At 63.3% G+C, this 23,311-nt stretch carries 22 protein-coding genes and 1 pseudogene; 15 read left to right on the top strand and 8 right to left on the bottom strand.

The features are described from left to right. Window positions 1-147: 147 nt before the first annotated feature. The 8 genes from VQ044_RS12675 (at window position 148) to VQ044_RS12640 (ending at window position 10,218) form a co-directional block, all read left to right on the top strand. Window positions 148-1,863, top strand: coding sequence for an HWE histidine kinase domain-containing protein (locus VQ044_RS12675; RefSeq protein ID WP_327622518.1), 1,716 nt, complete (start codon window positions 148-150; stop codon window positions 1,861-1,863). Between the two features lie 141 nt (window positions 1,864-2,004). Then, entirely contained in the window at window positions 2,005-3,441 is a 1,437-nt protein-coding gene (locus tag VQ044_RS12670; RefSeq protein WP_327647581.1) for a methylmalonyl-CoA mutase subunit beta, read from the top strand. Continuing rightward, window positions 3,438-5,603: a methylmalonyl-CoA mutase gene (gene scpA, locus VQ044_RS12665; RefSeq protein WP_327651015.1), complete on the top strand. Its 2,166-nt coding sequence runs from the start codon at window positions 3,438-3,440 to the stop codon at window positions 5,601-5,603. The genes VQ044_RS12670 and scpA overlap by 4 nt, the downstream gene beginning before the upstream one ends. Window positions 5,604-5,669: 66 nt before the next feature. After that, the gene (locus VQ044_RS12660) at window positions 5,670-5,891 is read left to right on the top strand and encodes an AbrB/MazE/SpoVT family DNA-binding domain-containing protein (RefSeq protein WP_327622521.1); all 222 of its coding nucleotides are present in this window, start codon (window positions 5,670-5,672) and stop codon (window positions 5,889-5,891) included. Next, a complete protein-coding gene (locus VQ044_RS12655) occupies window positions 5,888-6,274 on the top strand; it encodes a type II toxin-antitoxin system death-on-curing family toxin (RefSeq protein ID WP_327622522.1) in 387 nt (128 codons plus the stop codon). Before VQ044_RS12660 ends, VQ044_RS12655 begins: the two co-directional genes overlap by 4 nt. Then, window positions 6,271-7,323: a magnesium transporter CorA family protein gene (locus VQ044_RS12650; protein ID WP_327622523.1), complete on the top strand. Its 1,053-nt coding sequence runs from the start codon at window positions 6,271-6,273 to the stop codon at window positions 7,321-7,323. The genes VQ044_RS12655 and VQ044_RS12650 overlap by 4 nt, the downstream gene beginning before the upstream one ends. 86 nt (window positions 7,324-7,409) lie before the next feature. Then, window positions 7,410-9,359 (top strand): putative bifunctional diguanylate cyclase/phosphodiesterase, encoded by a 1,950-nt coding sequence (locus tag VQ044_RS12645; RefSeq protein WP_327647579.1) that lies wholly within the window; start codon window positions 7,410-7,412, stop codon window positions 9,357-9,359. 97 nt (window positions 9,360-9,456) lie between these two features. Next, window positions 9,457-10,218, top strand: coding sequence for an N-acyl amino acid synthase FeeM domain-containing protein (locus VQ044_RS12640; RefSeq protein WP_327647577.1), 762 nt, complete (start codon window positions 9,457-9,459; stop codon window positions 10,216-10,218). Window positions 10,219-10,246: 28 nt separating this feature from the next. Here VQ044_RS12640 and pqqE read toward each other — a convergent pair whose 3' ends face one another. From pqqE to pqqA, 4 genes and pseudogenes are all read right to left on the bottom strand, one after another. Further along, window positions 10,247-11,389, bottom strand: a complete 1,143-nt coding sequence (pqqE, locus tag VQ044_RS12635; protein WP_327647576.1) for a pyrroloquinoline quinone biosynthesis protein PqqE — start codon at window positions 11,387-11,389, stop codon at window positions 10,247-10,249. Continuing rightward, window positions 11,386-12,419, bottom strand: a pseudogene (pqqC, locus tag VQ044_RS12630) (pyrroloquinoline-quinone synthase PqqC). The gene pqqE and the pseudogene pqqC overlap by 4 nt, the downstream one beginning before the upstream one ends. After that, entirely contained in the window at window positions 12,416-13,330 is a 915-nt protein-coding gene (pqqB, locus tag VQ044_RS12625) for a pyrroloquinoline quinone biosynthesis protein PqqB (RefSeq protein ID WP_327647608.1), read from the bottom strand. The pseudogene pqqC and the gene pqqB overlap by 4 nt, the downstream one beginning before the upstream one ends. 42 nt (window positions 13,331-13,372) lie before the next feature. Then, a complete protein-coding gene (gene pqqA, locus VQ044_RS25665; RefSeq protein ID WP_206455397.1) occupies window positions 13,373-13,450 on the bottom strand; it encodes a pyrroloquinoline quinone precursor peptide PqqA in 78 nt (25 codons plus the stop codon). Between the two features lie 205 nt (window positions 13,451-13,655). Here pqqA and meaB point away from each other — a divergent pair, with 205 nt between their 5' ends. Both meaB and VQ044_RS12615 read left to right on the top strand, forming a co-directional pair. Then, entirely contained in the window at window positions 13,656-14,666 is a 1,011-nt protein-coding gene (meaB, locus tag VQ044_RS12620; protein WP_327647575.1) for a methylmalonyl Co-A mutase-associated GTPase MeaB, read from the top strand. A gap of 53 nt (window positions 14,667-14,719) precedes the next feature. Continuing rightward, the gene (locus VQ044_RS12615; protein WP_327647574.1) at window positions 14,720-15,526 is read left to right on the top strand and encodes an NYN domain-containing protein; all 807 of its coding nucleotides are present in this window, start codon (window positions 14,720-14,722) and stop codon (window positions 15,524-15,526) included. 41 nt (window positions 15,527-15,567) lie between these two features. Here VQ044_RS12615 and VQ044_RS12610 read toward each other — a convergent pair whose 3' ends face one another. Then, window positions 15,568-16,569: an asparaginase gene (locus VQ044_RS12610; RefSeq protein ID WP_327647606.1), complete on the bottom strand. Its 1,002-nt coding sequence runs from the start codon at window positions 16,567-16,569 to the stop codon at window positions 15,568-15,570. A gap of 78 nt (window positions 16,570-16,647) precedes the next feature. Between VQ044_RS12610 and VQ044_RS12605 the strand changes: the two genes are divergently transcribed. From VQ044_RS12605 to VQ044_RS12595, 3 genes are all read left to right on the top strand, one after another. Next, entirely contained in the window at window positions 16,648-17,394 is a 747-nt protein-coding gene (locus VQ044_RS12605) for a DUF3750 domain-containing protein (RefSeq protein WP_327647573.1), read from the top strand. A 113-nt stretch (window positions 17,395-17,507) separates the two neighbouring features. Next, a complete protein-coding gene (locus VQ044_RS12600; protein WP_327622538.1) occupies window positions 17,508-17,789 on the top strand; it encodes a type II toxin-antitoxin system RelE/ParE family toxin in 282 nt (93 codons plus the stop codon). A gap of 18 nt (window positions 17,790-17,807) precedes the next feature. Further along, window positions 17,808-18,101: a HigA family addiction module antitoxin gene (locus tag VQ044_RS12595; RefSeq protein ID WP_327647572.1), complete on the top strand. Its 294-nt coding sequence runs from the start codon at window positions 17,808-17,810 to the stop codon at window positions 18,099-18,101. Between the two features lie 69 nt (window positions 18,102-18,170). Here the strand turns inward: VQ044_RS12595 and VQ044_RS12590 are convergent, their stop codons facing one another. Continuing rightward, on the bottom strand, window positions 18,171-19,229 hold the full coding sequence (locus VQ044_RS12590; protein ID WP_327647571.1) for a 3-carboxy-cis,cis-muconate cycloisomerase: 1,059 nt from the start codon (window positions 19,227-19,229) through the stop codon (window positions 18,171-18,173). Further along, complete coding sequence (gene pcaD, locus VQ044_RS12585; RefSeq protein WP_327647570.1) at window positions 19,226-20,032, bottom strand: 3-oxoadipate enol-lactonase; 807 nt, start codon at window positions 20,030-20,032, stop codon at window positions 19,226-19,228. The genes VQ044_RS12590 and pcaD overlap by 4 nt, the downstream gene beginning before the upstream one ends. A gap of 168 nt (window positions 20,033-20,200) precedes the next feature. Between pcaD and VQ044_RS12580 the strand changes: the two genes are divergently transcribed. Continuing rightward, complete coding sequence (locus tag VQ044_RS12580; protein ID WP_327647569.1) at window positions 20,201-21,151, top strand: carbohydrate kinase family protein; 951 nt, start codon at window positions 20,201-20,203, stop codon at window positions 21,149-21,151. A 130-nt stretch (window positions 21,152-21,281) separates the two neighbouring features. Here the strand turns inward: VQ044_RS12580 and VQ044_RS12575 are convergent, their stop codons facing one another. Next, a complete protein-coding gene (locus tag VQ044_RS12575; RefSeq protein WP_327622543.1) occupies window positions 21,282-22,067 on the bottom strand; it encodes an outer membrane protein in 786 nt (261 codons plus the stop codon). Between the two features lie 882 nt (window positions 22,068-22,949). Here VQ044_RS12575 and VQ044_RS12570 point away from each other — a divergent pair. Continuing rightward, the coding region (locus VQ044_RS12570) for a c-type cytochrome (RefSeq protein WP_331827677.1) at window positions 22,950-23,311 on the top strand (362 nt) is incomplete at its 3' end.

The following is a 23,311-nucleotide window of genomic DNA, read 5'->3' as shown; positions in this document are numbered from 1 at the left end:
AATCTCGCCAAAAGCACTCATCCCACCAAACGGTTATGGAATACCGGCCGAGACTGACGTATGGTCGTGGGATAAACGCAGGGGTTCGTTACCAGCAGGGGCCGTGGCGCAGATCGAGGATCCAAGTGCCGCGGAATATTGTCACTGATGAGTGTCGAAGCGGACGTCGCTCGCTCGCTGCCCGACAGGCTGCGATCTTTCCTGTCGTCGCCCAGACGGGCGCGATGGGCGATGCTTTCGCGCGCCATGCGGAGACCGCCTCTCCTCGCCCATCTCGTGCTGTTTGCTCTGATCGTCCTCATTCCCGCGCTGCTGTTCAGCGCGTTTCTGGTGCTGCAGTTCTCCGAACAGCAACGTGAAATCGCGGCCGCGCAAGTGAACGATACGGCCGAAATCGTCTCCAACGCCGTCGATCGGGATATTTACGGCATGATCACCAGCGGCAAGGTGCTGGCCTCCTCGCCGTCTCTGGTAAACGGACAACTCGCCGGCTTTCACGAGCGAACAGTAGCCGCTCTCAGAACTACCGAGACCAATGCCGAGTTGATCGACCCGGCGCTTGGAGTCGTCGTTTCGACGCTGGAGCCTTATCCCCCCGCGCCGAGGAAGAGCGAGTATACAAAGACCATCGAGCAGGTGTTCAAGACCCGTCGGCCGCTGGTCTCCGGCGTGTTCTTCGGCGCGCGGGCCGACCGCTTCATGTTCCATGTCGCGGTCCCGGTGATGCGGGATCAGACGGTCACCTATGTGCTGGTGATCAACAAGGCCGCCGATGCCCTCGACGCCGTCATCGCAAATCGGAACCTGCCGCGCGAATGGTCCGCGATCATCAAGGACGCCGAAGGCCGGCGCGTTTTTGCCGCGGTAACCAGCGAGGGACGGATGGAAGCCCAGCAAGGGATTTCCTACGACAACCCGTCGATCATGGAAACGCTGGGCGCGCGAATGAGCAACGATCTCATCGAGGCGTCGACGGTCTCCAGCCTGTCCAACTGGACGACCACCGTCGCCGTGCCCAACGCCGTCATCGTCCGACCGGCACTCAGATCCTGGATACTTTTGATGAGTGCCGGGATCCTGCTTCTGCTGTTCTCGATCATGCTTGGCATCATTTTCGGCCGACGCATTGCGGCGCCGATCCTGCAATTGTCGCAGCAGGCCGAGGCGATCGGCAAGGGCGAACCGGCAATGCCGTTTGCGACCGACATCGCGGAGATCGGCGCGGTCTCGAAGGTTCTGGCGCAGGCCTCGCGCGAGCGCCGCGAGGCCGAGGAGCAGAACCGCTTTCTCATGCGCGAGATGACCCATCGCGCCAAGAACCAGTATGCGCTCATCGCCGCCATCGCCCGGCGCGCCGCAAAGGAGAGCGCCAATACCAAGCAGTTCCTGGACACGCTATCGGAGGCGTTGAGCTCGCTGGCGCGGTCCGCCGACTTGCTCGCCGGTAGCGGCTGGGAAAGCGCCATGCTGGCCGACCTCGTTGACAGCCAACTCAAGGCGTTCGGCGCCGGCGGCGAGCAAATCGAACTGGACGGCCCCGCCATTCGCCTCAATTCGACCGCAGCACAGACGATCGGGCTCGCACTGCACGAATTGGCGACAAACGCGGCCAAGTACGGCTCGCTCTCGGTTGCCGATGGAACCGTGAAAATATCATGGTCGATCGCCGAGAAGTTCGAGCTTATCTGGCGTGAAATCGGCGGCCCAACGGTCGTCGAACCCAAACACGCCGGATTCGGCACACTCATCACCCAGAAGATGACATCGCGGGGCTTGGGCGGGGCGGTCGAGATGAACTACGCCCCGGCCGGCGTCGTCTGGAAGCTGGTCGCGCCCAAAGATGCCGTCATCGCGTGCGACTAGAGCATGGAACGCCCCGTGCAGGGGACGTGAGCCGAAGGCTGCATTTCGCCGACGCCGGAGAGGCGCTATTGAGGCGGGTGTCGAAGGTCGCTTTGGGATCGCTGCGAAGGCGAAACGCGGTGCGGCCTACAGGGAGGTGCAATGACGGCGCTGACAATCGAGACGATCGATTTTCCTCAAGCTGACGATGCCGCATGGCGGAGCCTGGTGGAAAAGGGCCTGAAGGGTCGGGATTTCGAGTCGCTTGCCGCGCGGGCCGAGGACGGTTTTACCTACGGCCCCCTGCACGACCGCAAGCGCGACGCGTCTGCGCTCGCATGCTCGACGGGCGGGCGATGGGCGATCCTGCAGCGCGTCGATGATCCCGACGCCGCGCGCGCCAATACGCAGGTGCTGGCGGATCTGGAAGGCGGCGCCGATGGTCTGTCTTTGGTTTTCGCCGGGTCGGCATCGGCGCACGGGTTTGGACTTCCGATGGAAGGCGATGCGATCGCCCGCGCGCTCGCCGGCGTGAAGCTGGAGATGATCTCGCTGAGGATCGAGCCGCATATGGACGCGCGGCGCGCCGTCGAGACGATCCGCACGCTGGCGAAAGATCGCGGCCAGGATTTCGAGACGCTTTCCCTCGACCTGTGCCTCGACGCGATCGGTCCGTTTGCCTTTACGGGAAGCTTTCCCGGTCCCGAAAGTGATTTTCGGGCGCATTCGGGCCGTGCCACGAAGTCGCTACGCGGGAGCGGCTTTCGCGGCCGTATCGCCGAGGCGGACGGGCGCGTCTTCCACGACGCGGGCGCAACCGCCGGACAGGAACTCGGCGCCGTGCTGGCGACGGCGCTCTATTACCTCAGGGCGATGCTCGATGCCGGCCTCGGCCTCTCCGATGCGGCGGCGGCGATCGGCTTCACCCTGGCAGTCGATCAACGGCAGTTCGAGCAGACCGCGAAACTGCGGGCCTTGCGTCTTCTCTGGGCCAAATTGCTGGAGGAATGCGGCGATTCGGCCCCGCCTGCTGCCCGCATCCACGCCGAGACCTCCTGGCGCATGATGGCGGCCAAAGACCCGCACACCAACATCCTGCGTGCGACGATCGCTGCCTTCGCGGCCGGAACCGGCGGCGCCGACAGCCTGTCCGTTCTGCCATACACCGCCCCGCTCGGCCTTGCAGATCCTGCCGCGCGGCGACTGGCCCGCAATATCCAGATCATCCTGCAGGATGAAACCGGCCTGGCGCGTGTGACTGATCCGGCGGCAGGTTCCGGCGGCATCGAGGCACTTACCGATCTGACGGCGGAGGTCGCCTGGAGCGAATTCCAGAAGATCGAGGCCGAAGGCGGCATCTTCGCGAGCCTTTCCGCCGGGGTCCTGCAAAACCGCATCCTGGACGCCAGAGCCGCCGAACTCGCGGAGGGGAAAACCGTCATCGTCGGCGCTAACCTCTATCCGCTCGATGAGGAGCGACATCACGTTCTCCTGGGGCAGGCCCCCGGCACCGAGCCGCCGCCACAGCCGACCGGGCAAACCCGCTGCGAGCCGCTGCGCCCATACCGAACCAGCGAGACCGTGGAGGCATCGACGTGACCAAGGTTCCTGATTTCACCCGCATCGCGTGGAGCCGGCCGACGCAGCCCGCCCTCGCGAAGACGCTTGGCGAGTCCTTCGAGACGCCGGAGGGAATCCCGATCGCGGGGGCCTATGGCGCCGAGGATATCGCGGACCTGCCGTTCCTGGACACCTATCCGGGCATCGCTCCATACGTGCGTGGCCCCTACCCCACCATGTATGTCGAAAAGCCCTGGACGATCCGGCAATATGCCGGTTTCTCGACAGCGCAGAAGTCGAACGCCTTCTATCGCCGCAATCTCGCGGCCGGACAGAAGGGCCTGTCGGTCGCCTTCGATCTCGCCACCCACCGCGGTTACGATTCCGACCATCCGCGCGTCGCGGGCGACGTCGGCATGGCGGGCGTCGCGATCGATTCGATCATCGATATGCGTCAGCTCTTCGACGGCATTCCGCTCGATGAAATGAGCGTCTCTATGACGATGAACGGCGCGGTGCTGCCGGTTCTGGCGCTCTATGTCGCGGCCGCCGAAGAGCAGGGCATTGCCCAGAAGGATCTGTCGGGGACCATTCAGAACGACATCCTGAAGGAGTTCATGGTCCGTAACACCTATATCTACCCGCCCAAACATTCGATGCGGATCATTTCGGATATCTTCGCCTACACCTCGAAGCACATGCCGAAATACAACTCGATTTCGATTTCCGGCTATCACATGCAGGAAGCCGGGGCTACGGCGGATCTGGAACTCGCCTATACCATCGCTGACGGCATCGAATATGCCCGGGCGGGCGTCGCGACGGGTCTCGACATCGATCACTTCGCCCCCCGCCTGTCGTTCTTCTGGGCGGTGGGCATGAACTTCTTCATGGAGGTCGCCAAGCTCCGCGCGGCGCGGCTGATCTGGGCCGCGCTCATGCAGAAGAACTTCGCGCCGAAGGATCCGCGCTCGCTGTCGCTGCGCACCCATTGTCAGACCTCGGGCTGGTCGCTGACGGCCCAGGATGTCATGAACAACGCGGTCAGAACCTGCGTCGAGGCGATGGCAGCGACGCAAGGCCATACCCAGTCGCTGCACACCAACTCTTTCGACGAAGCGCTGGCGCTGCCGACCGACTTTTCCGCCCGGATCGCCCGCAACACCCAGCATGTGCTGGCCCGCGAATCCGGCACCACATCCCCGATCGATCCCTGGGGCGGTTCGGCGTATGTCGAACGGCTGACGCATCTGCTCGCGGAGAAGGCCCTTGCCCACATCGCCGAGGTTGAGGAGATGGGCGGCATGGCTGCGGCCATCGAAAAGGGCCTGCCCAAACTCAGGATCGAGGAAGCGGCAGCCAGGACCCAGGCACAGATCGATTCCGGCGCCCAGACCGTCGTCGGGGTCAACAAATTCCTCAATGATGTCACCGACGACATCGACGTGCTCTCCGTCGACAACGCCGAGGTGCGGCGCCAGCAGATCGAAAAGCTCAAGCGCCTCAAGGCCGAGCGCGACGACACCGCGACGCATGCCGCCCTGGCGGCGCTGACGGCGTCGGCCGAGCGTGGCGACGGCAATCTCCTGGAACTGTCGATCGCCGCGGCCCATGCCAAGGCGACCGTCGGCGAAATGACTGGGGCGCTGGAAAAGGTATTCAGCCGGCATGTCGCGACGACGAAGGTCATCGCCGGCGTCTACAAAAGGGAGGCCGGCGCGATGGCGGGGCGGATCGAACATATCCAGGCGATGAGCGCGGCTTTTGCCGAGGCCGAGGGCCGCCGGCCGCGCATTCTTGTCGCCAAGATGGGCCAGGACGGCCACGATCGCGGCCAGAAGGTCATCGCCTCGGCCTTCGCCGATCTCGGCTTCGACGTCGACATCGGCCCGCTATTTCAAACGCCCGAGGAAGCGGCCCGCCAGGCCGTCGAGAACGACGTCCACATCGTCGGCGCCTCGTCGCTGGCGGCCGGGCATCTGACCCTCGTTCCGGCGTTGAAGGCGGCGCTGGAAGCGGAGGGACGCGGCGACATCATGATCGTCGTTGGCGGCGTCATCCCGCCGAAGGACGTCGACACCCTCAAGGCGGCCGGGGCCGCCGCCATCTTCCTGCCGGGAACGGTCGTCGCCGAAGCGGCCGAGGACTTGCTGCGAGCCCTTTCCCGTCACCTTGGCCATGAGAAGGCGGCGGCCGAATAGTCTCTTGCCACTCCCTTGGTTCAACATTAGTTATAACGCCAGAACCTGGAGATCGGAGGCATTGCCATGAACACCGTCATTCGCAAGATCGGCAATTCCGAAGGTGTGATCCTGCCCAGGGAGGTGCTGGAACAGGCGGGATTTGCCACCGGCGACTCTCTTGAAATCGTCCGGACTCCCGATGGCGTTCAATTGGTTCGGGCAGATTCGCCCTTCGGCCGTCAGATGCGTTCGGCCCGCGAGGGGATGCAGAAATATCGTACTGCCCTGCGTGAACTGGCGAAATGACCATTGAGTGGTTGAGCCGGGAGGTCGTGGAGGCCATTCACTACGAACAATTGTCGGAGCATGGCGGGCTCGCCGGGATCAGAGACGAGAACGCGCTGGAAGCTGCACTGGATCGGCCGCTGAATAAGGCGGCTTATGATGAGCCCGACCTTTTCGATCTTGCCGCCGCCTATTTGTATGGCATCGCTCGCAATCACCCTTTCAGCGATGGCAACAAGCGGACCGCCTATCTCGCCGCCTACGTCTTTCTCGACATTAACGGCTACGACATCACCGCCGACAACGGCATGGTCTACCAGTTCGTCATGGATGTCGCGGCTGGCGCCGTCGGCGAGGACAGCGCCGCGCGCTGGTTCCGCGATTTCACGGAAAAGCGTCGATGATCGAGGCCTATGTCCCGAGCGGTGCCAGAATGCACGCGGTCCGGGCATCGCCCGACGCAATCCCGACCGAGGCTGTCTGGATCGACCTGCTCGATCCGCATCCAGACGAAATCGCCGCCGTCGAACAGTTATGCGGCATCGACGTGCCGACCCGCGAAGAAATGGTCGAGATCGAGGTGTCGAGCCGGCTCTATTCCGAGGACGACGCCGACTTCATGACGGCCTCGGTCGTGTTCGGGTTGGACGGCGGCAAGCCGTCTTTCGCCCCGGTCACCTTCATGCTCGCCGACCGCCGGCTGATCACGCTGCGCTATAGCGCGCCGAAAAGCTTTGCAATCTACGCGACCAAGCTCTGCCGCGAGACACCGCGCCATGGTGGCGCTGCGGACAGCGGCGCCCAGCCCGGCGCCGCCGAAAAGCCGGCCGTCAGCCGCGGCGATCGGCCGCCGTCGGCGGACACGATCCTGATCGGGCTTCTCGAGACAGTGATCGACCGGGTCGCGGACCTCCTCGAGACCATCTCGGCGGACCTGGACAGCATCGGCGAGGACATCTTCTCCTCTTCGGCGCGCAAGAAGCCGACCGGCACCAAGGATTTCAAATCGCTGCTGCGGCGCATCGGAGCGGCCGGCGACCTCACCTCCCGCGCGCGGGAGGGCCTGGCGACGCTCGATCGCCTGCTCCCGTTTCTTCAGCTTGCCCTCGACCGCCGCAAATCCAGCGCCAAAGACGCCAAGCCGCGCGTGAAGGCGATGGCAAGGGACGTCCATTCGCTCAACGACTTCGTCACGTTCCTGTCCAACAAGACAACATTCCTGCTCGACACCACGGTCGGCATGATCTCGATCGAGCAGAACGCCATTATCAAAATCTTCTCGGTCGCCGCCGTCGCCTTCTTGCCGCCAACCCTGATCGCCTCGATCTACGGCATGAATTTCCGTTTCATGCCCGAACTCGGCTGGACCTTCGGCTATCCTGCCGCGCTCGCGCTGATGGTGGTCTCGGCGATCGTTCCAATGCTGTTCTTTCGGTACAAGAACTGGCTGTAGCCCAGCAACCCTGAGTGGTAAAATCTAGCATAAATTTGTTTTTAATCGTCACACTGTATTCTGGATTCCTTCGGTTGATTGGAGCGATGGTGCAGTTCGCGATTAAGAGGCTTCAGGCGATCCAGGCTGGCAGGCGCCCCGATCGTTACAAACAGATGCTCTTCGCCGACGCTGGCAATTTTGCTCGCGGGTGCGCCTTTACGCTTGTCGCTTGCATTGCGACGGCGATACAGACCGATATGCCGAGCGTCTGGGCAATCTTTGCCGCATTGAGCTTGGTAACGACCGTCCGCGTATCAGCGATCTATTATGGCGCACGGCGTGCCGACGACGACCGCGAGTCCGTCGCTATCGCGAAGCGCTTTTACGAGGTGACAGGCGTCATTCACGTCCTTCTCATCGGCGTTTGGCCGATGGTGATTTTCGCAGCTGACCAAACCTATGTCGCAGCCGAACTTTTTTCGTTCGCGACAGCCTTGTGTTTTATGACAGGCCTCGTTGGACGAAATTACGCCTCCAGAAAGCTGGTTGTCCTGCAGTTGTCGGCGGCCGGTGTCCCTATGTCCCTCGGACTCGCTTGGCAGATGGACGCATGGCACCTCCTTTTCGCTGCCCTTTTCGTGATGTTCTGCATGACCTTGCTTAGGATCGCGGACGGAATGCGGGGAATGATGGAAGAGACCGTTGCGGTTGCCCAGCAAAACTTTCATCTCGCTCACATCGACGGCCTTACCGGCTTGCCGAACAAGGGCCAGATGGTCCGTATTCTCGATACCGCGATCCATCACGGGGAGGCGATTGCGTTGCATTTCGTCGATCTCGACCGTTTCAAGCGCTTGAACGACACTTACGGTCACGCATTCGGGGATCGCGTCCTGGCCATCGCCGCGCGTCGCATGGAGGAGGTGAGCGAGGATGAGACTGTCGTTTCCCGATTTTCCGGCGACGAGTTCGTGATCCTGCAGCATCTGAACGGCGAACCGCGGCAGGAAGCGACCCGCTTCGCCAATCTTCTGATCACCGCGTTAGCGAACCCGCTCTCGATCGACGGAATATCGGTCACATCGAAATGCAGCGTCGGCACCGCGCTCTTTCCCGGCGACGCTCGAACAACCGCCGAGTTGCTTCAGCGCGCAGATCTTGCGCTTTATAAATCGAAGTCCGCGGGACGCGGGAGGCACTCGCGATTCGACGCCGAGATGGAGAGCGTCGAGATCGAACGCATGAGGATCGAGTCAAATCTGCGCAGAGCGCTCGATGCAAACGAACTGACATTTGTATTTCAACCCATCGTCAATCCCCAATACGGCCGCATCAGCACATGTGAGGCCCTCTTGCGTTGGGATGATCCCGTCCATGGCGCGATTTCCCCGGCGGTTTTCTTGCCAATCGCCGAGGAAAGCGGCCTTATGCCGGCAATCACCGATTATACCATCGACATGGCATGCGCGGCGGTCGCTACTTGGCCCCCCAATAAACGGGTTGCCGTCAATATTTCACCGAGCCAGCTGAATCGCGACGACATCGTCGATGTCATACTTCGATCTGCGGCCCGCCACTCGGTCGCCCCATCGCAGCTTGAGGTCGAGATAACCGAAAATATCTTTCTCGATCGCGATCCGGAAATTTTTCGACGGCTCGATATCTTGCACGCAACCGGGATCAGACTGTCCCTTGACGACTTCGGGACCGGCTATTCAAATCTCGAATATATCACTCGGCTACCCCTCGATAAGGTCAAGATTGACCGGCGTTTCATACGAGAGGCGCTTGAGAACAACAGGGAGCGCGCCTTGCTCCGTGGCATTCTCGGCTTGGTCGAATCCATCGGACTTGGCGTAGTGGTGGAGGGCGTCGAGCGAACCGATCAACTGGAATTTCTCACTGCAGAACTACCGTCAGCGGAGATTCAGGGCTTCATTTACGGCCCTCCGTTGCGCCCCGAGATGATCCGGGATCTGCTCCTGGCCGGCCGGCCGCCCGTCCAATCGGAAAGTAACACGGCAGCCGCGAGCGCCCTCCAAACGCTTTGTTAACCCTTACCAAACATTTATTGCATCGTTACAATTTTCGCTATCGTGAATGACAAATAATTAAGCTAGACTGCCTTTGCTATTTGTAGAGGCGCAACAAATGTCCAGATTTTCGCGACGAATATCCCGCGACCCCGATAGCAATAATACCGATATCCTTGCGATAACCGATTATCATATCGCAAATAATACAAAGAGTCGGGATGATATATATCGATTGCGCTATCGATCCTACCGTAGGGAAGGAATAATATCAGAAAATTCAAGACAGTTCTTTTTCGATAAATATGATTTCGACCCCAATGCTGTTGTCTTCGGAACTCATATCAATGACTACCTTGCCGGCTCAATCCGCATTCATCTGCTTTCCAAAGAGAACCCTACAAGTCCTGCGCACGACACCTATCACGATATTCTGAGTCCGCTTCTGCGGAATGCCGAAACGATGATCGATCCGAGCCGGTTCGTAATTGACCCGGAGGCCCGAACAACGCCACTCTTGCCATTCTCTGTGATCAGGCTGGCCTGTATGATGGCCGAGCATTTCGAGTCCGATTGGATGCTCGCCACCGTTCGGCCCGAGCACGCGGCGTTCTATAAGCGTTTCTGCTCGTTAGAACCGATGTCCGAGCTGCGTCCCTATCCCGGACTGAGCTGTCCACTCATGCTGCTCGGGGCACGCAACAAAGATGTCCAGGATCATGTGTTCGCGCGGTATCCGATCTTTTCGTCCACCCTTGCTGAGCGCCTTGCCTTGTTCGGTACCGAGCGGGCGATCGAGCGCTTCGGCATGGGTCCGGCCAACGATAGCGACGACAATTCTCCCCAACTTCTCCGAGAGCACTCGTCCGGACAATTGTAACGAGCGGGCAGTGCGATCTGCCTGACTCTCATCTTTTCCGAAACCCGCGATAGGTCGCCGCGCCGGGATCGGCAACCGTCGAGGCCTCGGTCGTGGCGATCTCGCCGAGCCGTTCGTGGAAATCGGATTTGACGCAGGCGGGGTCCGCGTTCGCCGGGTCGCCGGTCAGCGCCAGCGCCTGGCAGCGGCAGCCGCCATAGTCGACATGCCGGCGCTCGCAGGAACGGCAAGGCTCCTTCATCCAGGCAGTGCCGCGATAGGCTTCGAAGGCCGGCGACGACGCCCAGATATCGGCGAGGGAATGGTCCCTCACCGACCAGAATTCCAGATGCTCGATCGTCTCGGCCGCGTGGCAGGGCAGCGCCTTGCCGGCCGGCGTCACACTCAGCGTGCGTGTCCCCCAGCCGCCGTTACAGAGCTTGGGATATTTCGCGTAGTAGTCCGGGAAGACGGCGTCGATGACCAGCGTGCCCTTCAGCCGCTCGCGCGCCGCCTCGACCTCCCCGATCGTCCGGTCGACGTCCTCACGCGCGGGCATCAGCTGCGCCCGGTTCTTCAGCGCCCAGCCGTAATATTGCGTATGTGCGATCTCCATCCGCTTGGCGCCGAAGGCGACGGCCTTGTTGATCATGTCCGGCAACTGATGGATGTTCATCCGGTGGATCACCGCGTTGAGGGTCAGCGGGAAGCCGCGCGCGACCACCGCGCGGGCGAAGACCTCTTTCTTCTCAAAGCCCCCCTTGTAGCCCGCCACCCGTTCGGTCACGCCGGCGTCGGCGCCTTGCAGCGACAGCTGGATGTGGTCGCAGCCGGCTTCGAACAGGGCGTCGAGCTGCGCCTCCGAAACGCCGATCCCCGAGGTGATCAGATTGGTGTAGAGCCCGACCTCGGCGGCGTGGCGGGTCAGTTCGACGATGTCCTTGCGGGCGGTTGGTTCGCCGCCGGACAGATGGATATGGATGACTCCGAGTTCGGCCGCCTCGGTGAAGACCCGCTTCCAAGTCTCGGTGTCGAGCTCGGACGATCGCGTGTCGAGCTCGAGCGGGTTCGAGCAATAGGTGCAGCGCAGCGGGCAGCGGTGGGTCAGCTCGGCCAACAGGCCCAGCGGCGGTTGCGGCGCCGGCCGCTCCGCCGCTTCGGCGGCGGGCTTGGGAAAGACCGCCTCGTTCATAGCGTCACCATCTGCTTGTCGCGAAGCTCGATGAGGAAACTCTCGACATCCGGGCGGATCGTCGCTTCGTCCGCCGTAAACGTCTCCGTCAGCTGTCGCAGGATATCCCCGAACGTGGTCTTGCCATCCACCCGCTTGAGGATTTCCGTCGAAACCTGATCGGCGTTGAAGATGCGTTCCGGCCCGACCAGGATGAACTGGCCGCGCGTCTTGTCCTCGCGAAAGCGAACGCCGTGCGGCAGTTTGGGCACCGTATCGTCGGCGATCGCGGTCATGCCGCCCCGCCTCCTTCCCGTAACCCTTCGCCCGGACGCCACGCGTCCGGCGGGGTCAGTCCCGGCTCGACATAGGCGAAATGCAGGGCATCGAGTTGCGCCCAGAGCACCTGGCACTTGAACCGCAAGGCGTCGAGGACGGCGCGCTGTTCCTCGGGCCGGCGTGCATTGTCGAGGCAATAGGCGAGCGCGAAATCGGAATCGCGCTTGGCCTGCACTGGCCGCTTGTCGAAATAGGTCAGCGTTTCCTTCGAGATGAAGTCGTAATGCTCCAGCATCCCCTGCACGCGAGTGCCAATGACATTTGGCGAGAATAGTTCAGTCAGCGACGAGGCGATGGCTTCCAGCAGCGTCCCCTCCTGGACGAAATGGACATAAGCATCGACCGCAAAGCGCGTACCGGCAAGAATGCCGACGCCGGATTCCACATAGGCGCGATCGAGACCGACGCCGTCGGTGAGCGCGATCCATTTCTCGATGCCGCCGCGCTGCCCCTCCTCGCCGTCATGGTCGATGATCCGCTGGCGCCATTCGCGCCGCAGTTCGGCAGTCTGCAGCCGGGCGAGAATGTAGGCATCCTTCACCGGGATCTGCGACTGGTAATAATAACGGTTGAGCGCCCAAGCCTGCACCTGCGTCTTTGTCAATTCGCCGTTCTGCAATCGCTGCTGAAACGGATGCAGATGGTGATAGCGCTCCGCTCCAATCCGCCGCAGCGCCGCCTCGAAATCCTCGCGTCCCATCATGGCTTTCATGGCACGATCTCCATCCCGTCTTTCGCCACCTGCCAACCGGCAGCCTCCACCATTTGCCGCTCCCTGGAATCCTCGATCAGGATCGGATTGGTGTTGTTGATGTGAATGTAGGTGCGGCTTGCGATTTTGAGCCCGTCGAAGGCCGCCAGGCTGCCGCCCTCGCCGGTGATCGGCATATGGCCCATCCGGCGACCGGTCTTCTGGCCCACACCGGCCTTGGCCATCTCGTCGTCGGTGAACACGGTGCCGTCGAACAAGAGTGCGTCGGCCTCCCTGACCCTGTCACGCAGCCGATCGGGGACGGTGGCGCAACCGGGGATGTAATAAGCCGTCTTGCCGTTTGCCGTCAGTCGGACACCGATCGTCATCTCGCCTTCCTCGCCGACATCGACCTCGCCTTCTTCCAGGTAGAGCGGCACTTTGCCGGGAACGGGGAACACCTCGACTTGAAGTCCCGGCACCGGCTCGAACGTCGCCCCCATCATCACTGGCCGTCTCGTCACATGCGCGGGATCGAGAACCGAAAAGATCGGGTTGTCGGCGATGACGCCGAGAACGCCAGCCGTGCCGTAGAGCGGGAACGACTGTTTCTCGCGCAAGGTCAAAAGGCCGGCGACATGATCGACATCGCCGTTGGTCACCAGGACCGCGCCGATGGGCGAGGCCCGCCGCTGATCCGCGGACGCCCCGGCCGCCGGCTGCAAAGGTGGTGAGCGCAAAATCTGCTCGCGCAGATCCGGCGATGCGTTGATCAGCAGCCAATTGCGTCCGTCGGCGGTCGCGGCGATCGAGGATTGCGACCGCGCCGACACGCGGTTGTCGCCGGCCCAATAGAGCCGGCACACATCGCACAGGCAATTCCATTGCGGATAGCCGCCGCCGGCAGCCGAGCCCAAAATGAAAAGCCGCAGGCGGGCCTCGACCCGCCCGCGGCTGTCAGGTGCTGCCACCGATTAGAATTCGATCGGCATATAGCCGTTGATTTCCATCGCGAGGCAGACTTCCGTGAGAACAGGTTTGTTCCAGGCCATGGTACTTCTCCCAAAGCATGGCGGCTGGCGATAAGAGCAAAGCCGCCTTTAATCGTTGCCCACCATCGAAGGCCTAGCAAACATGGCGTTCCTTCGGTAGTCATTGCCGTTCACAAGCCCGTTTCAGGCCCGAGATCGGGAGGTTTTCCCACATCCTCGACGGCGCCCGACCGGGGCCACCGACAGCCCGCCCACACCGGTGATCATGACCCCTTTGCCCGATCCCGACGACCTGGCCGACCGCATCCGCAAAGGCGAGCGCGCCGCGCTGAGCCGCGCCATCACTCTGGTCGAATCGACCCGGCCCGAGCACAGGGGCGTCGCCGCCGCCGTCCTCGATCGGCTCGCCCCCGACACCGGCGGCGCGATCCGCATCGGCGTCAGCGGTGTTCCCGGCGTCGGCAAGTCGACGCTGCTCGATGCCTTCGGCTCGATGCTGACGACCAAGGGTCACAAGGTCGCGGTGCTGGCAGTGGACCCCTCATCGGTCCGCTCCGGCGGCTCGATCCTTGGCGACAAGACGCGGATGGCGCGCCTTGCCGTCGACGCCAATGCCTTCATCCGACCCTCCCCGTCCTCCGGCACGCTCGGCGGCGTCGCCGCGAAGACGCGCGAGACGATGCTGCTTTGCGAGGCGGCGGGGTTCGACGTCGTCATCGTCGAGACGATGGGCGTCGGCCAGGCCGAGGTCAGCGTCGCGGACATGGTCGATCTCGTGCTGCTGCTGATGATCGCCGGCGGCGGCGACGAGTTGCAGGGCATCAAGAAGGGCATTCTCGAAGTCGCCGACATCATCGCCATGAACAAGGCAGACGGCGACAATGCCGGGCCGGCGCGGGCCGCCGCCGCCGAAATCCGCTCCGCCCTCAATATCCTGGCGCCGCGTTCGGCAGCCTGGACCGTCCCGGTGCTCGCCGTCTCCGGCATGACCGGCGCCGGTCTTGACGATTTGTGGACCGACATCGAGCGGTTCCGCGACATCCACCGCCGCGACGGCTCATGGGACGGTCGACGGGCCGAGCAGCGGGTGCGCTGGCTCTGGACCAGCCTTGACGAGGGCCTACGCCGGCGCATTCTGTCCGGGGCTCGCTGGCGCGCCGAAATCACCGCTGGGGAGGAGGTCGTGAGGGAAGGCGAACGGGCGCCGAGCGCCGTCGCCGAAGCCATCCTCGACCGGCTGGGGTTGCCGAACAGACCTGAGAACGGGCAAGACTGACGACGGCCCGCAGCCGTCTCCAGTGATCGCCAGCCACATACGAGGAATCCTTCATGTCTGCTTCAAGACCCGACAAGACCGATCGGCTGGCCGTGCTGATCGATGCCGACAACGCCTCCTCACGCATCGCCGACGGCCTGTTCGAGGAGATTGCCAAGATCGGCGAGGCGAGCGTGAGGCGCATCTACGGCGATTTCTCCAGCCAGCGTTCCAAGGGTTGGGCGGACGTCTTATCGCGCCATGCGATCATCCCGCAGCAGCAATTCGCCTATACGACCGGCAAGAATGCCTCCGACATAACCCTCGTCATCGACGCCATGGACCTTCTCCATAGCGGCCGGTTCGACGGCTTCTGTCTGGTCTCGTCGGACAGCGACTTCACCCGGCTCGCCGCCCGCATCCGCGAACAGGGCGTCGACGTCTACGGCTTCGGCGAGCAGAAGACGCCGGAAAGTTTCCGGCAGGCGTGCCGGCGCTTCATCTACACCGAGAACCTCCTGCCCGGCCGGGTCACGGCGGAGAAAAACAACGGCGACGCGCCCCCACTGGCCAAGCCGCAGCAGGCGGCAGACCTTCTCAAGCGGGTGATCGAGCAGATGGACACCGAGGATGGCTGGGTGAATCTCGGCAGTTTCGGCAAGCAGCTTCTCAACCTCTCCTCGGACTTCGATCCGCGCACCTACGGCTTCAAGAAATTGAGCGATCTGGTGCGCTCGACCAAACTGTTCGAGGTCGACGACCCGGAAGGCGGCAGCGTCGAAATCCGGCTGAAGCCGCAGGCGGCGGAAAAACCCCGCGCCACCCGCTCCCGCAGACCGGCTAGCCGTCCTCCAAGCCAGCCGAAAAGCGACTACAGCTAAGCGTCAGCCCAGCCGAACGCCGGGTCGACCGCGGCCTCGCCTCAGCGCAGGACCGCACGTACCGCGCCGACCGTGATCTCTTCCCAGTTGCGCAACGTCTTCGACGCCAGCGCATCGAAGCATCCGGCCAGCGCCGCGTCGTCACCGCGAAGCGCCTTGGCGATGACCGCCGCGACCAGCGCCTCGCTCGCCCGCGTGCCGCCGTCGTCGATCTTGAGCGCGAAACCGAGGCCGAGGTCCGGCAGCGCTCCGCAGAAGACGCCCTCGGCCCCGGTCTTGGCGAACACCCGTCCGGGCGCGGCCTGCATCAGCTTTTCGCAGGCGCGTCCGCTGCCGGACATCTCCCAGGGCGCGGCCATGCAGGCCTCGATCAGCCGGCGCCCCGCCGCCGCGCGCTCCGGGGCGACGCCCTCACCGGTGACGAGCTTGGCGAAGCCATGCGCGAAACTTTTCAGCGGCGCCGCATAGGTCGGGATTGAGCAGCCATCGGTGCCGCAGACATCGTCGCCGAGTTCAGTGCCGGTCATATCCTCGATCGCGGCCTTGGCCCTTTGCTGCACCGGATGATCCGCCCGGACATAGCCACGCGGGTCCTCGCCCTGGTGCACCGCCGTGCAGAGAAACCCGGCATGTTTGCCCGAGCAATTATTGTGCAGCGCCGTCGGCTCGCCGCCGCGCCGGGCGAGATCGAGCGCGACGGGCAGATCGAACGGCCAGTGGCAGCCGCATTCGAGTGCGCGGCCGTCGAGCCCGCCCTTTGCCAACATGGCGGCTGCAAGCGTCACATGCCCCTCTTCGCCCGAATGGGAGGCGCAGGCGAGCGAGAGTTCCCGGTCGCCGAAGCCGAATGCGTCTGCCGCGCCGCTCTCGATCAGCGGGATCGCCTGGAACACCTTGATCGCCGAGCGCGGAAACACCGGCCGCGCGATATCGCCGGCCGAGCCGACCACCGCCCCTGAGCCGTCGACCAACGCGAAGGCGCCGCGATGGACGCTCTCGACCAGATCGCCACGGGTCACTTCCACGAGAACGGGTTTTTCCATCACGCACCTTGGTCCTACAACTGCCTTGAAGTGGGCGCTCTAGCAGCCGTTCCGCTTTCCCGCCACCGTCAGGACCCGATGCATCTGTTGAAATGGCTCTCCGTCGTCGTCGTGGCGGTCTATCTCCTGCCCACAGCGCTCGCCGCGCTTCTCTGGTGGACGAGCGAACGTCCCCTCTCCTGGCGCCAGGCCGACTGGAGTTCGGCGTCGCTCCTCCCGATAGCCAGCACCAACGGGGACGCGGCGCTCTACATTCTCGCGGCGCGCACCGGCGGCCTCAAAGGCGCGATCGCCGATCATTCCTGGATCGTCGTCAAGGACAAGGGCGCGAGCGCTTACGAGCGTTGGGACAAGGTCGGCTGGGGGACACCGGTTCGGCGCAACAGCCAACCCGCCGACGGGCGCTGGTATTCGAACGATCCCCGGGTCATCGTCGCGGTCACCGGCGCGCGGGCGGAATCCCTGGTCCCCAAGGTGCGCGCCGCGATCGCCGCCTACCCTTATGCCGAGCGTGGCGGCTACGCCCTCTTTCCCGGCCCGAACTCCAATACCTTCGTCGCCCACGTCATGCGCGCCGTCCCCGGCATCGACGCGACGCTACCGGCGGCGGCGGTCGGCCGCGACTACCCGTCCGAGGGGCGCTTCCTCTCGATCGACCCCGACCGCCAGGAACTGCGCCTGTCGCTCTGGGGCTATGCCGGCATCGTCGCAGGCTGGAAATCGGGGCTGGAGGTGAATTTCCTCGGCCTCGTCGCCGGCATCGATCCGTGGCGGCTGGCGGTCAAAGTGCCGGCCTTCGGGACCTATGCGCTGCTGGGGGCGTGATTATTTGCACCGTCGACTGTCAGAAAGCGATGATCTGCATTGGCAATCGCATGATCATTTGAGACTATTTGACAAGTGACAATTGTCGGCGCACACTGCCGACCCATGCACGGATGATTGCCAGCTTTCGACACAAAGGACTCCGACGCTTTTACGAGACCGGCGATGCGCGCGGCGTTCAGGCCGATCAGGTCAGACGCATTCGCCGCGTCCTGTTCGCGCTTGATCATGCCACCTCGCCGGAAACCTTCGAAGGTCTGCCGGGAATGCGTCTGCATCCTCTCAAGGGCCAGCTTGCCGGATTTTGGAGCGTGAGCGTGTCCGGCAATTGGCGGATCGTGTTTCGGTTCGACGACAGCCGGCCCGTCGATCTCGATTATCTGGATTACCACTGACGACTGGAGAAACTGACCTTGCCCCTCTACGACCCGCCCCACCCCGGCGAAATGGTGCGCGAGGAGTGCCTTGCGCCGCTCGGCCTGAGCGTCACGGAGGCTGCCCGCGTGCTCGGCGTCACTCGGCAGGCGTTGAATAACGTCGTCAACGAGAAAGCCGGGATCAGCCCTGAAATGGCGATCCGGCTCGAAAAGGCGTTTGGAGGCGAGGCCGATTTCTGGTTGCGGCTGCAAACCGCGTTCGATCTGGCGCAGGTCCGGCGACGGGAAGGCAGCATTGCCGTCGACCGCTATGTCCCGGAAAGCGCATAGCCGATTCAGCCACGCCTTACAGAAGGCTTCCGGGCGTTTCCAACCATCTGCCTCGTCAAACGCCCATCTTCATTCCTCCCTTAGCGACAGCTGCCCGAGCAAGTCCTCCGCCGTCCGCGTCGCCCCCCCCGCGGCCAGGGCCATCTGCGGCAACAGCATCCATTCCAGCGTCCAGGCCGCGCCGGAGCGCTCGTTCTCATGCACCAACGCATGGTGCAGGCCGGAGACCAGCGTCGCGTTGAAGCGCGCCAGCGTCACCAAAACCTCCGCGCCGACCGGGTTCAGCTTGTGCGGCATCACCGACGAGCCGCCGCCGCCGGAAAGCGTCAGTTCCCCGACCTCGCTCTGCAGCGCCAGCGCCGCATCCTGCCCGAACTTCCCGAGCGCGCCGGTGATCAGCGACAGCCAGTGACCGAGTTCGGCGATCCCGTCGCGTTCCGAATGCAAGGAAGCTGCGGCTGGCCAGAGGCCGAGCGTGTCCGCCACGCGCTGGACGATCGCCTCGCCCTTGTCGCCGAAATCCGCGCGGTCGCCGACGGCGCCGCCGAGCCGCAGGGCAAAGGCGCGCGGCGCGATCTCCTCGCGGCGAAGGCGACAGCGCACCAGCGGATCGGCCCAGGAGGCGAGCTTGCGCGAAAAAGGCGTCGGCCGCGCCGCCTGCATTCGGGTGTGCGCCATCACCTCGCGGTCGCCGGCCTCGATCCCCCATTGCGCGAAGGCATCGACCAGCGCTTCCAGCCGCCGGTCGAGCACCAACGACACCGCTTGCATGCGCATCGCCATCGCCGCGTCGATCGCATCCTGACTGGTCGCGCCCTTGTGCAAGCCGGCGGCAGCGGCCGGGTCGAGCCCGGCGCGCAATTGCTGAAGCAACGCGGGTACGACGACGCCATCCCGCGCCGTTCCCACGGCAAGGGCCGCGAGATCGGGGGTGAATTCGTGTGTCCAGGCGCGAATCGCGGTGACCGCTGCCGGCGCGATCAATCCCTCCGCCGCCTCGGCCTCGGCGAGCGCGACCTCGAAGGCCAGCATCGCCTCGAGCTCCGCCGCCGCGGTAAAATAGGAATCGAGTTCCTCATCGCCGAGCAGCGCGCCCAGAAACGAATGGGAGAAGACCGAGGCCGTCACCGGCCGGTCGCCGTGCTGAATACTTCCGCGGCAAAATCCGCGATCAGACCCGCCGTAACCTCCGGCTGCTCGATGCAGGGCAGATGACCGGCGTCCTTGACGATCTCGAAGCGCGAACCGGCAATCAGATCGGCGGTCGAGCGCATCAGATCCGGCGGGGTCGAGCCGTCCTGATCGCCGACGACGCACAGCACCGGCAGATCGATCTTCGCCGTCGCCTCAGTGTAATCGGCGTCACGCAATGCGGCGCTGCTGCCGAGATAGCCGGGCAGCGGAGTGCGCAGAAGCATGTTCGAATATCCCACGAAATCGGGATTGGCCGGGCGGCGGAATTGCGGCGTAAACCAGCGCTCGAGGATCTGTTCGGAAATCGACCCGATTCCGTCCTTCTCGATCGCGGCGATGCGTTGGTCCCACAGTTCGATCGTGCCGATCCGGTGCGCCGTATCCATCAGCACCAGTCCCTTGGCAAGAAGGGGATGGCGATGGGCAAGGCCTTGCGCGATCATGCCGCCGATCGACAGGCCGACGACGAGCGGGTTGGTCACGCCGAGATGATCGATCAGGCCGTTCAGGTCGTCGACATGGGTGTCCATGGCGTAGGGTGCGGGCGTCGCCTCCGACAGCCCGTGGCCGCGCTTGTCGTAGCGCACGATCCGATACGCGCCGGCGATGCGCTCGACCACAGCGTCCCAGATCCGGAAATCGGTGCCCAGCGAGTTGGCGAAGACCAGCGTCGGCCCGTCCGCGTTTCCCTCGACCCGATGGTGGATGACGATGCCGTTGACGCGCTGAAATGGCATGGATGCGGTTTCCTCCCCGATTGGACGCCGTCGATCATAGGCGTCAGCGCGCGCTATGAAAGGGTCGCGGTAGCTTTGTGCAAAGTGCGGCGCCATCTTCCCCGCTTCGGCCTTTCCTGATAGCGGCATTTGAAACCGAACGCTGGATATGGTCCGGGAGATTTCGCCATGTTTCTCAGTTGCGGCGACGCGCTGTTCGATCTGTTCGCCGAACCCGACGCGGATGTGGCGAAGATCGCCCTGTCCGGACGGGTCGGCGGTTCGCCGCTGAACGTCGCGCTGGGCCTGGCGCGCCTCGGCCATCCGGCCGGCTTCTTCACCAAGGTCTCGAGCGATCTCTTCGGAACGCGCATCCGCAGATTCATGGCGCGCGAAAATATCGACCAGCGCTTCCTCATTCCGACCGACAGGAACACGACGCTGGCGATGGTCTCGCTCGGCGCCGACGGCTCGCCGGCCTATATCTTCTATATCGACGGCACCGCCGACCGCTCGATCGAGCCCGCCGAAGTGCCGGCGACGTTTCCCGAGGCGCTCGAGGCGATCCATCTGGCGTCCTACTCCACCGTGACCGATCCGACCGCCTCGGCGCTGGCCCATCTCGTGCGGCAGGAATCGGCCCGGCGGTTCATCTCCTACGATCCCAACATTCGCGCCTCGATCGAACCCGATCTCGACATCTGGCGGCAAAAGGTCGCCGAACTGGTGCCTTTCGCGGCCTTGGTGAAAGCGAGCGAAGAAGACCTTGATCTCCTCTATCCTGGCCGAACCCTCGATGCCGTGATCGACGATTGGGTTGCCGCGGGCGCGGAGATGGCCGTGGTGACCCGCGGCGAGCGCGGCGCGATCGCCGCGACAAGCTCGGGCGTCAAAGCCTCGGTCGGCGGACGACAGATCATCGTCGCCGACACGGTCGGCGCCGGCGACACGTTTCAGGCGGCGCTCCTGGCCGGCCTGAAGGAACGCGGTCAACTCTCTCGCGCGGCGCTCAAGGCCGCCGACCAAGCCGGCATCGAGGAATTGCTGCGCTTCGCCGTCGACGCCGCCGCAGTGACCTGCTCGCGCCGCGGCGCCGACCTGCCGCGGCGCGCCGATCTGGATCTTCCGCCGCTCGCCTGAAAGCGTTTCTCGCGCGGCCTCAACTTTCAAGGCAGTTCTCGGAAACCAAAAAAGCCCGCCGGATCCTGTGATCCGACGGGCTTTTGTCTGTAGGGCCGGGCGCTTGACGCGCCCGGCCGAAGGCAGTGCCTTAGTTGAAGCGATAGGACGCCTTCGCCCAGATCGTGTGGAAGTCGAGATCGTTGTCGTTCGACTCCGAGGTGAAGTTCACCGTGTTGGTACCGTTGGTCCCGGTGATCGTCTGATCGTTCGAGCCGAGATTGGTGTAGAGGTACTCGACGCCGAACGAGATGTTCTGGGTGGCCATCACGTCGACACCGCCGCCGACCGCATAACCGACATCCGCGTCGTCGCCATCCTGCGTAAACGTATAGCCGGTGAAGGCGCCGCCGCTCGGCGCAGTCATCGTATTGTCGACGCCGGCATAGGCGAGACCGCCCGTACCATAGAGCAGGACGCTGTCCATGGCGTAGCCGAGACGAGCGCGAACCGTACCGAGATAGTTGATCTCGCTATTGGACGTGAAGGTCGAGCCGCCCGGCGTGGTATAGGACCGGTTGGTCTCCGCATCGATGTAGTTGATGTCGGCGACCGCGCCGATGACGAAGTTGTTCGGCATCTGGTAGTCGTAGCCGATATGCGCGCCGCCGATGAAGCCGGCGTTGTTGTCGTCACCGTTAAAAGTGCCGTTGCCGAAAACACCGGTGTTGTTGGTGTCGAAGCGCGCGCCATCGTCATCGCCACTGAAGGCGACGCCAGCCTGGCCACCGATGTAGAGGCCGGTCCACGTGCTAGTCGTAGCGACCTGCTCGATCATCATCGGTGCCGGCGCAGGGGCTTCCTCATAGACCGGGTCGGCGGCGAGCGCCGGGGTGACGAACGCCGTCGAGGCGAGAAGCAATGCAAAGCGTTTCATAACTGTACTCCATTCTGTCGCAGTCGCGACTCTCTTCCCGACGCCACGTCCGCGTGGCGCCCGGATTTCCCGACCCGGCTGGCGGGTTCGGGAGTTGATATGGTCCGTCTCCGTGCCGGAAAAATGGCAGGAATAGGTTCTCCTCCGTCGTGTTGCCGATCCGCAACGCGAATTCCGATCGGGCCCGACGTCGTGAATTATTCGTAACCTTCGGTCGTTGATTTCCTCTTAAAATCGATGGTTTACGCCAAGTTCGGCCTGACCTGGGGCGCTTAACGAGCATGGCAAAGTTGTGTCGGATAGAATTCCTAGCGAATAGACGCGCGGGTTACCCGAAGGAAATCGAATTGCGCCTTGTCACGATCTGAAGCCCCGAATGCCGACGTATGAATCCCTCGTCAGTCCGCTCGCATCGCGCAATGGCAGCAGCCGAAAAATTCCATTTATACTGACAGACGGCGCGGACCGGGCGTGTTGCAATCCTTCGCAACGACAATGAATATTGAATTCTGCGGAGAAAGAACGCTGCGGCCCCGCCTCACCCGATATATAATTCATCCCGTCAACCCGCGTTAATTACGGCTCACATTTGCGTTAGCCGCGCGTGATCACCGCCGGCCCCGAAACCGCACGCACCGCCGCGGCCACACACGCGCCGCCCCTTTCAAATGATTGCTATTGTGCGGCGCGCCTTTATATTCCCGCTTAGAGGCCGTTTCGAAACCCTGCCAAGACCAGCCTCCATGGTTCACCCGGGACGCCCAAACCCGCGGAAATCGGGTATCATGTCATTGCGGAGCGACCATCCGAGGGGCCTTTGAACCCGCCGCAGTGAGTTTCGAAACGGACTCTAAGAAGAGCACAGCACTGCATGGAGGACTTATGCGTAATCTGATTTTGGCTGCTGGCACGATCTTGACGCTGACCATGGCGTCGGGAGCGACGGCCCAGACCGTCGGCGACGCGGACGCCGGCAAGAAGGTCTTCAACAAATGCCGAGCGTGTCACGCCGTCGGCGAAGACGCGAAAAACAAGATCGGTCCAGAGTTGAACGGCGTCATTGGCGAGAAGCCGGGCATGATCGAAGGCTACAAATTTTCCTCCAGCTTCGAGGAGTGGGCCGCCGACAAGACAGTCTGGGACGAGGCATTGATGACGGAATGGCTCGCCGACCCCCGCGCCGTCGTCAAAGGTACCAAGATGGCGTTTCCCGGGCTGAAAAAGCCGGAAGACCTCGCCAACGT

Source organism: Aurantimonas sp. C2-5-R2, from assembly GCF_036549495.1.
In the GTDB taxonomy this organism is placed as follows: domain Bacteria; phylum Pseudomonadota; class Alphaproteobacteria; order Rhizobiales; family Rhizobiaceae; genus Aurantimonas; species Aurantimonas coralicida_A.
The sequence above is the reverse complement of the archived record's forward strand: the minus strand, read 5'-3'. Positions and strand labels throughout refer to the sequence as shown.